Source organism: Caldibacillus sp. 210928-DFI.2.18 (assembly GCF_020554505.1).
Classification (GTDB): Bacteria; Bacillota; Bacilli; order Bacillales; family Caldibacillaceae; genus Caldifermentibacillus; species Caldifermentibacillus hisashii.
In genome coordinates this window covers 1-14,709 of record NZ_JAJCHL010000077.1, presented here as the reverse complement: position 1 = coordinate 14,709, position 14,709 = coordinate 1, and the positions used below count along the sequence as shown (strand labels likewise).

Here is a 14,709-nt window from a genome sequence, read left to right as displayed (position 1 = left end):
AATCGCATTGTATGAGACAAAACTATCAAAAATTAAAGCGAAACTGTCTCATAGAAAGGGTCTCAATCCCAAATTATGATTTGAAGAATGAAAAATTGACTGCAAGAACGGCTGTCGGTGAAAAATCAAGCGTTGAAAAAACGAAATCTAGCATCGAGACGGGTTCTAAAAACCAAATTAAGTGCAAAGTAATGAAAAATTGGTATCGAGACCGGCTGACAAAGCAAATTTTGCATAGAAGAATGGCAAGCTGTCCCCGAGAAATGCTCCATGAGTCTGTCCGACAGAATGCCACAACTGGTAATAGCTACGATATAGCATGTATAAAAATTAGCGATAGAATTATTCAAGTCCATGCATGATCACACGCTAAAAGAGGTTCATCGCACAGACCCCTAACACATTTACTTCTTTGATAACTTCAAGAATTCCTCGGAAAATTTCATAATTCTCCTATCAATAAGATCGTCATCAATTTCGCTTTCAACATTAAAACTACTGTCGGGAACAAATACATTTCGGGAAGGTACAACGCCTCCAAGAAATTGAATAATGGGTCTTAAATGATATTCAGCGACGAGAAAATATTTATCAGAACCGGCAGTTGAAATAAACCCGACAATTTTATCCCGAAAAGCTCTTTCAGGTAAAAAATCCAACAAATTTTTTAAACTGCCGGAAATGGAAGCTTGGTAGATTGGCGTTCCAATAACAATACAGTCCGCTTCTAGTAGTTTATTTACAACAAGTTGTGTGTCATCATTATAATAGGAAAGTGGATAACCCCGCATGAATTCCACATCATAGTCCTTTAAATCAATCAATTCTATTTCAATATCTTGATTTTGCAATTTTGCGGCATGGAGTACTTTAAAAACCATGTGTGAAGTTTTATGCCCTGTTAATGCACCTGATAAGCCAACGAATTTCAAACGATGTTCCCTCCCTTTATGGTTTCATTTTAAGTATATAGCTCGAATTTGGGATTTTCAAACCGGAATCACAATCACGATTTCTAATAAAAATCAGGATCTTTAAATGGGATTCTGAAAAACCTTTATCGACCATGAAATTGGAATTTTCAACAGACAGGAATCATGACCACAATCTTAAATAAAAACCAGGACCTCAAAATAAGATCCTTAAAAATAAACATTATAATACCTTCGTCGTCCACGTTTCCCCGTTCCACACATTCGTGACAATATCTTCGTAAAATTCCGGTTCATGGCTTATGAGAAGGATGCTGCCTCTGTACTCTTTCAAGGCACGTTTCAACTCCTCTTTGGCGTCAACGTCAAGATGGTTCGTCGGTTCGTCGAGGACAAGGACATTCGATTCTCTATTAATCAATTTGCATAAACGGACTTTCGCTTTTTCACCACCGCTTAACACATCAACCTTACTTTCAATATGTTTCGTCGTCAAACCGCATTTGGCAAGGGCTGCACGCACTTCATATTGAGTCATATGGGGGAATTCGTTCCAGATTTCATCCAGGCAAGTATTGGCATTAGCAGTTTTGATTTCTTGCTCAAAATAACCGATATGAAGATAATCGCCTAACTCTACATGACCTGACACCGGGGCAATTTCGCCAAGAATACTCCTTAACAAGGTCGTTTTCCCAATCCCGTTCGCCCCGACAATGGCAATTTTTTGGCCGCGTTCCATTTTCAAATTCAAAGCTTTCGAAAGCGGATCGCCATTGTAACCGATAACCAATTCCTTTGTTTCAAAAATAACCCGGCCGGCTGTACGAGCTTCTTTAAACTTGAAGGAAGGTTTTGGTTTTTCTGCGGCAAGTTCAATTACTTCCATTTTATCCAGCTTTTTCTGCCTCGACATCGCCATATTTCTTGTCGCAACACGGGCTTTATTCCGAGCAACAAAATCTTTCAACTCGGCAATTTCCTGTTGTTGTCTTTTGAACGCTGCTTCCAATTGTTGCTTTTTCATTTCATAAACGCGCAAAAAATCATCATAGTTGCCGACATAACGGGTGAGTTCCCGATTTTCCATATGATAAATTAAATTGATTACACTATTTAAAAAGGGAATATCATGGGAGATTAAGATAAAAGCATTTTCATATTCCTGTAAATACCGTTTCAACCACTCAATATGCTGAACGTCCAAAAAGTTGGTCGGCTCGTCCAGTAATAAAATATCCGGTTTTTCCAACAGCAATTTCGCCAACAATACTTTTGTCCGTTGACCGCCGCTTAAATCATGAACATCACGGTCAAGACCAATATCCGTCAACCCAAGACCACGGGCAATTTCTTCCACTTTTGCATCGATTAAATAAAAATCGTTATGGGTTAGCAAATCTTGCATTGTTCCGGTTTCTTCCAGCAAAGCTTCAAGCTCTTCCGGTGAGGCTTCCCCCATTTTGGCAAACAACGCATTCATTTCTTCTTCCATATCAAATAAATATTGGAATGCACTTTTTAACACATCACGAATCGTCATCCCTTTTTCGAGGACAGCATGTTGGTCAAGATAGCCGACCCGAACCCGTTTTGCCCATTCAATTTTCCCTTCATCCGGCTGCAATTTCCCGGTAATAATATTCATAAATGTTGATTTACCTTCTCCATTGGCACCGACAAGGCCAATATGTTCCCCTTTTAACAGCCGGAATGAAACATCTTCAAAAATGGCCCTGTCGCCAAAGCCATGACTTAATTTTTCTACATTTAAAATACTCATAAGGCACTCCTTTAAATTAAATACTCATACCGTTCTTTGATAAACATCTTTTTTATAATAATTTAAAATCAATAACGAACGAAGAAAATCAGCCAAGCATACCGTTCTTTAATAGACATCCTTTTCATTATAACGGTAAAATTTTATTTATGGTAGCAGGAAAATTTAACAAAACGCAAGAGGCTCGAATATATATCAAGGGAAGGGAGGTGTGGGCGATGGTTTATTATCGGAATGGGCTGCCAATGAGAAATGCCAATGTGCTTACTGTTTTTGGTGAGGGAAAAGTGCATGTCGAACCGAATTTGGCATTCATCACAATTGGTATAGTCAGAGAAAATAAAAATTTACAGACAGCACAGGCTGAAAATAGTGTTGCCTCAAACAATGTCATCCAGGCGCTGCTTGCACTTGGCATCAATCAGAATCATATCCGGTCGGTGGAATACCGGATTGACAATGTATATGATTTTGTCGATGGAAAGCAGATTTTTCGTGCCTATGAAGTTCGGCATTTATTGGAAGTTCGGGTCGAAAACATTGGTCAAATCGGGCTTGTTGTCGATACAGCGGTGGCACAAGGGGCGAATATCATTTTTAATATTCGCTTTGATACATCGAATCGGTCGGCAAAATATCATGAGGCTTTGACGTTGGCATTATCAGATGCGCACGCGAAGGCGAGAACAATTACAAATGGGTTGGGTGTTGTTTTTCAACCGATTCCAATTGAAATTACGGAGACAAGGCAAGGTGTGGTCCCTGTCCCTTATCAAACTTTTACCCTGGAAAAAGTTGCCGGGGCCAGCACACCGATTGAGCCGGGGACGTTGCAAATTGAGGCTAGTCTAATCGCAAAGTTTTTATATTGATTTTTGCGGAAAAAAAGTTTTGGTTGTAGACTTTGACCTACAAGGCTAGTCTAATCGCAAAGTTTTTATATTGATTTTTGCTTAGAATCCAAAAAGGTTTTATGGAAAGATTTGCGCCAAATATCGTATGAAGACACAATGTATTGCAGTTTGAGCCTTAGTTTTTTTGAAAAATAGGCGTCTCGTGCAACCATTTTTCATAATGAAAAACCAAAACATATGACATTTATCATACTCATCTCTTGACGTTTATGACTAATAAAGACAAAGTTTTCCTTCTAAAATAGAAAATTAAAGAATCATTATTTTAGGAGGAAAATATGAGCAAGGATAAAGAAAAACAGGTACAATTGAAAAAGAGTGTTGCCCCTTTTGCAAAGTCTGAAACGAGAAAGAGTGTGTTACAAATCATTAATTCAATCGTTCCCTTTCTTCTGCTTTGGATTCTTGCCTATCAAAGTTTGGCGATTTCCATTTGGCTGTCTTTATGTTTTTCTGTCATTGCGGCAGGCTTTGTCGTCCGGATTTTTATCATTTTCCACGATTGTACACATATGTCATTTTTTAAAAACGGTAAAGCAAACCGAGTTGTTGGGACGATTACCGGAATTATTACACACTTTCCCTTTGAAAAATGGAAACGAGATCATGCCATCCACCATGCAACAAGCAGCAATTTAGATAAACGGGGCACAGGTGATGTTTGGGTCATGACGGTGCAAGAATATACCGAAGCATCATTTTGGAAAAAGTTGGGATATAGACTTTACCGAAATCCGTTTATATTATTTGGGCTAGGCCCGCTATATCTTTTCTTCATATCGAACCGGTTTAATCGGAAAGGCGCAAAACGGAAGGAACGGTGGAATACGTATTTAATTAATGTTTCCATTGTTGCCATTTACGCGTTGTTAATTTGGGCGATCGGCTGGCAATCATTTTTAATTGTTCAAGTGCCTATTATGTATATCGCCGGTGTACTCGGTATTTGGCTATTTTATGTCCAACATACCTTTGAGGATTCTTATTTCGAAAATGAAGAAGAATGGGATTACGTAAAAGCCGCAGTCGAAGGGAGTTCATATTACAAGCTTCCGAAAGTTTTGGAATGGATAACAGGAAGTATCGGCTACCACCATGTTCACCATTTAGCTCCAAGAATACCGAACTATCACTTAGAAGAGGCCCATGAATCAACACCGCCATTGCAAAAAGCAACAACCATTACTTTAGCAACAAGTCTAAAATCAATTCGCTTTCGTTTATATGATCAAGAGACCATGTCCTTCTTAAGTTTTAAAGAATATAAAGAACGAATAAAAACAACAGGAGCCCGTTTACATTTGGGTACCGGAAGACCGAACATTCAAGAAAAGTAAAGAAAACTTGGTGAGTGACGAGCCTTTATGCGAAGGCAGAGCCGATTTACACGTATCCTTAATTCTTAAAATTTCCCGCTACGTCGAATTTACATCCTAGCCGGAACGTATAAAAAAATGTCCCTTTAAAATGCCCTTCCATTTAATTCGAGAAGGGTTTTTTGATATACTTACTAAAAAGTCTGTATACAAGGGGAAAGACCGATGCAAAAATGGTATCAAATATTTTCAAAAAATACCGGAATTAGTATTTATGCGTGGATCATCTTTTGTCTTCTGCCATTTTATTTTGTTATCGTTTCATCCACGCCCACTGAAATTGTGATTGGGATTATCATGATTATGTTATTTTTTGCCGTATACAGACTCGCTTTTATAAAAAAGGGCTGGACGGTTTATGTTTCTGTAGCGGTAGAAATCATATTAAGTACTTTGTTGACTTTATATTTTGGTTATGTGTATTTTTCACTGTTTCTGGCATTTTTCATTGGAAATATTCAAGGGAAAGCCGGGTTTATTACCTTGTACATTATCAATCTTGTAACAACAATCGGTTCGGTCGTTGCCGGCTTTTTTATTCAAAAGCAAATTTTTTTCTCACAGTTGCCATTTATTGTAATCAGTGTAACAGGAGTCATATTGTTACCGTTCATTATGTATAATCGGAACAAACGCGAACAACTGGAACAAGAGCTGGCGGATGCGAATCTACGGATCTCTCAGTTGATGGTAATTGAGGAACGTGAACGGATAGCCCGTGATCTCCATGACACTCTTGGTCAAAAGCTGTCACTGATCGGTTTAAAGAGTGATTTAGCCGGGAAGCTGCTGGATAAAGATCCCAATCGAGTAAAAAGGGAAATTTATGATATTCATCAAACGGCAAGGACAGCCCTAAAGGAAGTCCGTGACATGGTTTCTATGATGAAACGGATAAGGTTGAAAGAAGAAGTGTTACGGACCCAACAGATGATTGAGTCGGCAGAGATGGAGTTTAAATTAATTGGGAATCCGGAACTTCCATCTACCCCTTTATTTGTTGAACATGTGCTGAGTATGTGTTTAAAGGAAGCTGTGACAAATGTGGTGAAACATAGTAATGCAACCGTCTGTGAGGTACAAATTATCCATTCGCCAAGTGAAGTATCGATTCATATCCGTGATAACGGGGTAGGCATTCCGGATCAACTTGATTCCATAAAAGGTCATGGTCTTCGAGGGATGAGGGAGAGACTAGAGTTTGTCAACGGAAATTTAGCAATTGATCGTACAAATGGAACAAATGTGAAGATTTGGGTTCCACTTTTTCATAAGGGGGAGGTATTATGATACGGATTGTCATAGCAGAGGATCAACGGTTGTTATTGGGGGCGCTCGGTTCTCTACTCGATTTGGAAGAGGATATGCAGGTTGTTGGGATGGCCAGAAATGGGGAAGAAGTATTAAAGCTGGTAAAAGAACACAAGCCGGATGTTTGTATCATGGATATTGAAATGCCGGTTATGAACGGTTTGGAGGCAGCAGAGCAATTAAAAACAGATCCTTGTAAAGTAATCATTTTAACAACATTTGCTCGGGCAGGTTACTTTGAAAGGGCAAGAGCAGCAGGTGTCAGTGGCTATTTATTAAAGGACAGTCCCAGCGAGGAGTTGGCGAATATGATTCGGGTGATTATGGATGGACGAAAGGTTTATGATCCGGAGCTGGTTGAACTTGCCTATAGTGAAGAAAATCCGCTAACAGCCCGGGAAGAACAGGTCATCAAGTTGATTGCAGAAGGGAAAAATACGCAGGAAATTGCCAAAACACTATTTCTCACAACAGGAACCGTCCGAAATTATGTATCGGTCATTCTTGATAAATTACATGTGAGTAACCGTATTGAGGCCATTACCAAATTTAAGGAAAAGGGCTGGTTTAAATAGAAGAAAGGCCGACTCACCGCGAGTTTTGTAAGAGTAGGGAAAATGCCGAGGAGAAAGGGGCGCTCGCAAACGAAAATCACCCCTTACATTTCTCTTGGAAATTTTTGGTAGGGGGGATCAGTGAAGAGTTTCTCTCAACCCTTACTTCCTCCTTGAGACTTTTTATTGGGTGGTTAGAGAAAGGGATCTCGTAAATGTGGTGAACCCTTACAGCTTTCCTGGAAATTTTTGGTAAAGGAGATCAGAGAAGAGGCTCTCGAAAACAATGATTAACCTTACATCCCTCTTGGAATTTTTGGTAAGGGTAATCAGAGAAGGAGGGAACAACCCTTACTCTTAGCTGTCTTGAAAGTAAAATTAAGGAACTCAATTGTTCACCGCCATTTTCCCTAATGGTCCTTCTTCATTAATTACCTCCATCAAATCATATACAGAAATTGGGAACATCGGAAAACCAAAAGCATATGGGGTAATCTCATAAAGTTGAAAATAAATTACCAGTGCTTTATCAGCTATATAAAAATCTTGATTAGGACGAATCTGTTTAAAATCGTCCAGTAAAAAGATGTCCCGCTTAGCAATTTGTTCTTTAATTAACCGGGATAACCGCCCAACATAATTACTTCCCGGTTTAAATAAGTCGGCTAACTGATACTGCTGGCCGGTTTTTGAATCAAAGGTTAAAGACTTGATATAAGTCATCCCGTGGGCAGCGTGATCATGATAACCGTAATTAGCAAGGCTCAGGCTTAACACATCGCGCTGGTTATTTTTGATTTCATAGGTTCCGAGCATGCTTATTAATGTTGTCGGTATGTCGCCAAATATGGTGTTTATTAATTGTTGTGTTTCGTTTACAATCGCACGGTTCATTAAATGCTCCGCTTGTTTATTCTTGAGATGATACACAACCGGATAATAGAAAACGATGTCCAGCCCGCCCTGAACCTTTTCTGTTTTAATTGAAACAGGAAATGAAACCGCCATACTCCTCATCCCTTTACATGAATTTCTGTATTGTATTCTTTTAAAAGGAAAAAGGTTTATTTACCTAATTTCAAAAGTACTTTAATATGGTCATGATTGTTCAGGAATATGCTGTGGAAAGTTTTTGTAAAAACTAAGAAAGCAGGCGGGGGATACCTGCTTTTTTAATAAGTCATCTATATATAAAAAGGGGAAGGATTACGCATGTGCTAAAGCTGCGTTTAAAATTCTTTTTGCATTTTCTACTCGTTCTTGGGAAGGTGGTTCAACATCTTTTAATTTATATTCCAATCCTAGGCTTTCCCATTTATAAACACCTAGTTTGTGATATGGCAAGACTTCAATTTTTTCAACATTATTCAGTGTTTTAATAAAATCGGCAAGGCGCAACAGGTCTTCGTCAAAGTCGGTCAATGTTGGTACCAAAACATGACGGATCCAGACAGGTATATTTTTTTCAGATAAATATTGGGCAAAGTCGAGAATATGTTCATTTGTCATACCTGTGATAAACTTATGTTTCTCACTATCGATATGCTTTAAATCAAGCAAAATTAAATCCGTATATTGCAAAAGTTCATCGAGTTTTTCCATAAAATTCGGGCGACGGTTAAATGGTCCGCCTGAACTGTCAATCGTTGTGTGAATGCCGTGTTTCTTGCATTCCTTGAAAAGTTCAATTAAAAAATCTATTTGTAAAAGTGGTTCGCCGCCACTGACGGTAATACCACCGCCGCTTGCTTCAAAGAATGGTAAATAGGATAATACATCGTCCATAATTTCTTGAACGGTCATTTCTTTGCCATTCCCGATTTTCCAAGTATCCGCATTGTGACAATATTGGCATCTCAGTAGGCAACCTTGGGTAAAAACAACATATCGTAACCCGGGTCCGTCTACTGCACCAAATGATTCAACAGAATGAATCCGACCTGTTACCATTTTGCATCCTCCTTGCTTTTTAAAGGGGAGGAGAAGCTGATTAGATAGCTTCTCCGTCTCTTAATTTGTCTAGCTCCGGCTCCTAGAAACTGCTAAACTTCCCGCCCCTTCACGTCGATAAGTCATCATCGGCTTATTCAAGCCGTGATTCCTTTATCTCGTTACGGGGGCAGTCCAGTTTATCAGTTTCTAAACAGTCGCCTTCGCTTTTCTGTCTACATTGATTCGTGGAACGTACGATTTATGACATCGATTTGTTGTTCACGAGTTAATTTTATAAAGTTAACGGCATATCCGGATACACGAATGGTTAATTGTGGATATTTTTCCGGATGATCCATAGCGTCTAGTAAGGTTTCACGGTTCAAGACGTTAACGTTTATGTGGTGACCACGTTTTGTCATATAACCGTCCAGCATACCGACTAAGTTACTTACTTGAGATTCATCATCACGACCAAGTGCTTTTGGTGTGATGGTGAATGTATTTGAAATACCATCAAGAGCATCTTCATAAGGTAATTTTGCAACAGATGTTAAGGAAGCAAGAGCACCTTTTGTATCACGACCATGCAATGGGTTTGCTCCCGGTGCAAATGGTTTACCGGCTTCACGACCATCAGGAGTGTTCCCAGTTTTCTTACCGTATACAACGTTTGAAGTAATCGTTAAGACAGATTGTGTTGGAACAGCATTCCGGTAAGTGTGATGTTTACGAATCTTTCTCATCACTTCTTTAACAATCCATACAGCAATTTGGTCAACGCGATCATCGTTGTTCCCATATTTAGGGAAGTCGCCTTCGATTTCATAATCAACTACAAGCCCATTTTCGTCACGGATCGTTTTTACTTTTGCATATTTAATTGCACTTAACGAGTCAGCACAGACAGAGAGTCCGGCAATCCCGCAAGCCATTGTCCGTAAAATATCACGATCATGTAAGGCCATTTCTAAACGTTCATAACTGTATTTGTCATGCATGTAGTGAATAACGTTTAATGTATTTACATAAAGCTCACATAACCAGTCAAGCATGGCATCGAATTTATCCATTACTTCATCATAATCCAGATATTCAGAAGTGATTGGCGCAAATTTCGGTCCAACTTGAGTTTTTATACGTTCATCGACACCGCCGTTGATTGCATAAAGAAGAGCTTTTGCAACGTTCACGCGGGCACCGAAGAATTGCATTTGTTTACCGATTCTCATTGCAGATACACAGCAGGCGATACCGTAGTCGTCACCGTAAATTTCACGCATCATATCATCGTTTTCATATTGAATGGCACTCGATTTAATCGACATTTTTGCTGCATATTTCTTGAAGTTTTCCGGTAATTTTGTTGACCAAAGAATCGTTAAGTTCGGTTCCGGAGCCGGTCCTAAGTTATCCAAAGTGTGCAAGTAACGGAATGAAGTTTTTGTTACCATTGGACGACCGTCAAGCGCAATACCGCCGATGGATTCAGTTACCCAAGTCGGGTCACCGGAATATAATTCATTGTATTCAGGTGTACGAGCAAATTTTACAAGACGCAATTTCATGATAAAATGGTCAATTAATTCTTGAGCTTCTTTTTCGGTTAATGTACCATTTTTTATGTCTCTTTCAATGTAAATATCTAAGAAAGTGGAAGTACGACCAAGGCTCATTGCTGCACCGTTTTGTTCTTTAATGGCCGCAAGATAAGCAAAATATAACCATTGAATCGCTTCTTTTGCATTGGTAGCCGGTTTACTGATATCATAACCGTAAGCTAATGCCATTTGTTTTAATTCTTTTAAAGCACGAATTTGTTCTGAGTATTCTTCCCGTTCACGAATAACATCGTCAGTCATTGTACGGTCGCCGATATAATTTAATTCGTTTTGTTTTTGTTCAATTAGGAAATCGACACCGTATAAGGCAACGCGACGATAGTCACCGATAATCCGACCACGGCCATATGCATCTGGAAGACCAGTAATAACTCCGGCATGACGGGCAGCTCTCATTTCCGGCGTGTACGCATCGAATACACCTTGGTTATGAGTTTTCCGCCAGTCAGTGAAAATATGTTCAATTTCTTTGTCAAGTTCAAAACCGTATGCTTCCAATGCTTGTTTTGCCATGCGGATACCGCCAAATGGCATTAACGAACGTTTGAAAGGTTTGTCAGTTTGGAAACCGACGATTTGTTCAAGGTCTTTATTTAAATACCCTGGACCATGAGATGTAATAGTCGATACAACTTTCGTATCAGCGTCTAATACACCGCCAGCTTCCCGTTCTTTTTTCGATAATTCCATAACTTGATCCCAAAGTTGTTTTGTTGATTCAGTCGGACCTTCCAAGAAACTTTCATCACCGGTGTAAGGAGTAAAGTTTTTAATAATGAAATCACGCACGTCAACTTCTTCTTGCCATTTACCAGGTTTAAAGCCTTCCCAATATTGAGTCATTTCTCATGCCTCCTAAAATTATATTAATATAATTTGTTCACTATTTCACATGTTTGTTTAAAAAAAATATATAACAGGTAAAATGTTGTTACTGATACAGTTTTGAAATCTTTTTGTAGTGAACAATCTTTCTATGAATATAATAGCACTTTCATAACTAATTTCAAAGCAAATTTTTTTACAAAAATGTGATAAAAGTTAGTTCTACACTGATTTTCACATAAAATTCACATTTACTAAGAAAACCCTGAAAAAATGATAGAATATATGTTTGTATTATATATTTAAAATAAGATAGCGCTGAACTGTATTACTAAAATTTATTAATAATTTCTGAACTTGTCTCATAGAAATATAATATCATATATGTTATTCGGTAATCGAAACAAAGTGATGGGGGTTTTCTTCATCCCCTCTGATGTTAGTTATGGTTAGTTACCAATCGGACCTTAACGGGTAGTTCATTCCCCATAAATTTTCTCGTAAACTCCTAATCTTGAGGCGGGGTCTTACTGCCTGTTAAAGTGGCTAATATCATGCAGAGAAAATCAATTGAGACACAAAGGAGTTATTTATGAGCAATTTTTTTAAAGGAACCATTTTATTGGCAGCAACAGCTTTTATAAGTGAGTGTATTGAATTTTTAATTAATTTAACGATAACAAAAGAATTAGGTGAATATGGTGTGGGTCAATACATGACAATTATTCCATTAATTGGACTTGTCATGATCATTGCAAGCATGGAGTTGCCAATTTCCATTTCAAAATTTATCGCTGAAAAGGAAGAACTTTATCATTTGACCATGTTAAAATATGCTATGAAACTGACAATAATTTTCATTTCAATTTTATTAACGGTTTCAATACTAATTTTTATGATTTTCCCGATTTTTAGTGAGATCCACCCGCTGATTCGCTGGGTTATTTTGCTATTAGTCCCGATTGTATCGATTTCTTCCATTGCCCGGGGTTATTTTGTCGGTATTCAAAAAATGGGACAAGTTGCTGTTTCGAATTTGCTGAAAAGGAGTACACAACTTTTTATCCTTGTATTTATTTATCAAATGTTTGATTTTCAGCTTGAAGTTGCTATTTTGATTGCGTTATTTTCATTAATTGGCGGTGAGCTGCTTGTTTTTATTTATTTGATCAGTGCTTATGTTTTGCAGCTAAGGTATTTAAAAAACCGACCAGTCGTAAATATCCCTAAGAGTCAACTGGCGAAAAGTTTAATGGAAGTTTCCGTGCCAACAACTGCCATGAGAATATTCCATTCTTTGACCCATGCCATCCAACCGTTCTTGATTAAGTATACTTTAGTTGCTGCCGGTTTATCAATGGGAGAAGCGACGGAAAATTTTGGGTTAATTTCAGGTGTTGCGATGACGATCGGCTTTTTTCCGGCCTTTATTGCCCATTCATTAATGACTGTTTTAATCCCGAATGTTTCACAAGCATTTGCCAGTCACAACCATGAACAATTGCTGCAATTGTTGAAGCGTGTTATTTTATTGACTTCTTTATATGGGATTCCTGTCACTATAGGCTTCTACTATTTTGCCGATGAGTTAACGGGAATATTTGTGAATTCAGCAACAGCATCCTATTTTTTTCAGCTAATGTTGCCTTATTTTTTTCTTCATTATTATACCATTCCATTTCAAGCGTTTTTGATTGGAATGAACTTGGTTAAAGATGCATTTTTACATAATATATGGACGACGATTATTTCTTTTTTGATGATTTATTTTCTTGGTTCAAATGAGCATTTTGTCATGGATGGGATCATCGTCGGAATGAATATGGGAGCGGTTCTTTTAATGTTGTTGCATTATTTTACGATTTGCAAAAAAATTGGTATATCACCTTTGTCACTAAGAAAAGGGGAGATGTTCATTCCACATTGAGGGATAGGTAGCATTTTCCCTTTATTTATCGTATAGAAACACTGGTTAAATTTTATTATCTCGCTCCACAAGGATATGAAAGCTGTATTTAGCGCCTTTGGGGTGAAGAATACAAATTAGCTGATAAATTTTCATATTGTACGCACCAAAAATTGTTAACTTGGTTACTGCATGGAGATACATATATTTGTGAAAGCAGTATTTTGTGCTTTTCTTATGTGTAACAAATATTTTTCATTATTTGCGCCAAAAATTGTTAACTTGGTAGTTGCATACAGATAAAGATATGTGAGACATTAAGAGTAAATTCGATTCGTATGATGAAAAACTTTATTGTTGATGGATAAAAAAAATAGAGATAAAATAAATTTAATGTCATTTTCATGATTTCTATTGTTGTTCTTGAAAGAATTTTTGATAATGGATTATTTTAAAATATGGTAGAGAGAAGGATTGATGTTGGAACTTGCTTGGTCATTAGCGACTGTAGTTGCTGTATTAAAAATCATTGCGATCGATATTATTCTTTCCGGAGATAATGCTGTTGTCATCGCTATGGCCACAAGAAAATTACCAAAGAAAAAGAGAAATGTGGCAATTTTATGGGGGACAGCCGGGGCAGTCGTTTTGCGGGTGTTATTCGCCAGTGTTATTGCCGTCCTGTTGGGGATACCCTATGTACATTTCTTCGGCGGTCTTTTATTACTGTGGATTTCTTACAAGGTATTAGTGAATCACGATGATAGCAAAGATGTAAAAGCAAAAGACTCAACATTGCAAGCGATTTGGACAATCATCATGGCCGATGCGGTTATGAGTTTGGATAATGTCGTAGCAATCGCCGGTGCTTCAGGTGGTCATATTTTACTGATTTTCTTAGGGGTTCTTGTTAGTATCCCAATTATGGTTTTTGGCTCGAAATTAATTGTTCGCTTGATGGAACGGTTTTCCATTGTACCATATATTGGTTCGGCGATATTAGCTTGGACAGCCAGTAATATGATTACAGGTGATGAACGGATTGCAGATTTGTTAAATATTGAGCAAGGTGTGCTTACTCGTATTTTTGCGATTGTGGTCACAGCTGTTGTGTTATTATTAGGTTACTTAAGCAATAAAAAATGGGGACAACCTAGTTCCAGTCATTAAATATAGTTAATACGAAAAGGGTTCTCCGGTCGGGGAGCCTTTTTTGTACGTTAAGAAGTATAAATTTCCAGCAAAGAAGCGACTTAGACGTAGTTGGAAATTTTAAGAATTAAGTATAAGTGCATAAGGAAAACTTCACTGGAATACATCGCAGTCCAAAAAATTTTATATTTTTTCGGTGAACTACGGCTCTGCTCTCGCCTAAAGGCTCAGCAATCGCCGAGTTTTCTTTATATGACTGTGAGATGGGGTCTCGTCGCCAAAAAAGGGAGTATCCTGCCCAAAAGTGACGACGAGAACAGGTCTCGTCGCCAAAAAAAGGAGTTTCGCGCCTCAAAACGACGACGAGAAAGGGTCTCGTCGCCAAAAAATGAAGTTTCCGGC

Annotated in this window: 12 protein-coding genes; 7 read left to right on the top strand and 5 right to left on the bottom strand. The window is 38.1% G+C overall.

The features are described from left to right. A partial coding sequence (locus LIZ98_RS13760; protein ID WP_227203094.1) for a hypothetical protein occupies window positions 1–362 on the top strand: 362 nt, incomplete at its 5' end. 42 nt (window positions 363–404) lie between these two features. Here the strand turns inward: LIZ98_RS13760 and LIZ98_RS13755 are convergent. Further along, complete coding sequence (locus tag LIZ98_RS13755; RefSeq protein WP_041845317.1) at window positions 405–932, bottom strand: NADPH-dependent FMN reductase; 528 nt, start codon at window positions 930–932, stop codon at window positions 405–407. Between the two features lie 223 nt (window positions 933–1,155). Further along, window positions 1,156–2,715, bottom strand: a complete 1,560-nt coding sequence (locus LIZ98_RS13750) for an ABC-F family ATP-binding cassette domain-containing protein (protein WP_227139966.1) — start codon at window positions 2,713–2,715, stop codon at window positions 1,156–1,158. Between the two features lie 218 nt (window positions 2,716–2,933). On the opposite strand from LIZ98_RS13750, the gene LIZ98_RS13745 reads away from it, so the two are divergent. The 4 genes from LIZ98_RS13745 (at window position 2,934) to LIZ98_RS13730 (ending at window position 6,891) form a co-directional block, all read left to right on the top strand. After that, the gene (locus LIZ98_RS13745) at window positions 2,934–3,587 is read left to right on the top strand and encodes an SIMPL domain-containing protein (RefSeq protein ID WP_227139965.1); all 654 of its coding nucleotides are present in this window, start codon (window positions 2,934–2,936) and stop codon (window positions 3,585–3,587) included. Between the two features lie 320 nt (window positions 3,588–3,907). Continuing rightward, a complete protein-coding gene (gene desA / locus LIZ98_RS13740) occupies window positions 3,908–4,966 on the top strand; it encodes a Delta(5) desaturase DesA (protein WP_227139964.1) in 1,059 nt (352 codons plus the stop codon). A 204-nt stretch (window positions 4,967–5,170) separates the two neighbouring features. Further along, a complete protein-coding gene (locus tag LIZ98_RS13735) occupies window positions 5,171–6,295 on the top strand; it encodes a sensor histidine kinase (RefSeq protein WP_227139963.1) in 1,125 nt (374 codons plus the stop codon). After that, window positions 6,292–6,891: a response regulator transcription factor gene (locus LIZ98_RS13730; protein ID WP_227139962.1), complete on the top strand. Its 600-nt coding sequence runs from the start codon at window positions 6,292–6,294 to the stop codon at window positions 6,889–6,891. Before LIZ98_RS13735 ends, LIZ98_RS13730 begins: the two co-directional genes overlap by 4 nt. A 366-nt stretch (window positions 6,892–7,257) precedes the next feature. Here LIZ98_RS13730 and LIZ98_RS13725 read toward each other — a convergent pair whose 3' ends face one another. From LIZ98_RS13725 to pflB, 3 genes are all read right to left on the bottom strand, one after another. Next, on the bottom strand, window positions 7,258–7,878 hold the full coding sequence (locus tag LIZ98_RS13725) for a DUF3298 and DUF4163 domain-containing protein (protein ID WP_227139961.1): 621 nt from the start codon (window positions 7,876–7,878) through the stop codon (window positions 7,258–7,260). Window positions 7,879–8,076: 198 nt separating this feature from the next. Then, window positions 8,077–8,820, bottom strand: a complete 744-nt coding sequence (gene pflA / locus LIZ98_RS13720) for a pyruvate formate-lyase-activating protein (RefSeq protein ID WP_227139960.1) — start codon at window positions 8,818–8,820, stop codon at window positions 8,077–8,079. Window positions 8,821–9,035: 215 nt separating this feature from the next. Next, window positions 9,036–11,267 carry a formate C-acetyltransferase gene (gene pflB / locus LIZ98_RS13715; RefSeq protein ID WP_227139959.1) on the bottom strand — a complete coding sequence of 744 codons (2,232 nt, stop codon included), beginning with the start codon at window positions 11,265–11,267 and terminating at the stop codon, window positions 9,036–9,038. 574 nt (window positions 11,268–11,841) lie between these two features. Here pflB and LIZ98_RS13710 point away from each other — a divergent pair. Continuing rightward, complete coding sequence (locus LIZ98_RS13710) at window positions 11,842–13,176, top strand: oligosaccharide flippase family protein (RefSeq protein WP_108897569.1); 1,335 nt, start codon at window positions 11,842–11,844, stop codon at window positions 13,174–13,176. Window positions 13,177–13,632: 456 nt separating this feature from the next. Next, window positions 13,633–14,325 (top strand): TerC family protein, encoded by a 693-nt coding sequence (locus LIZ98_RS13705; RefSeq protein ID WP_108897570.1) that lies wholly within the window; start codon window positions 13,633–13,635, stop codon window positions 14,323–14,325. The last annotated feature ends 384 nt before the right edge of the window (window positions 14,326–14,709 follow it).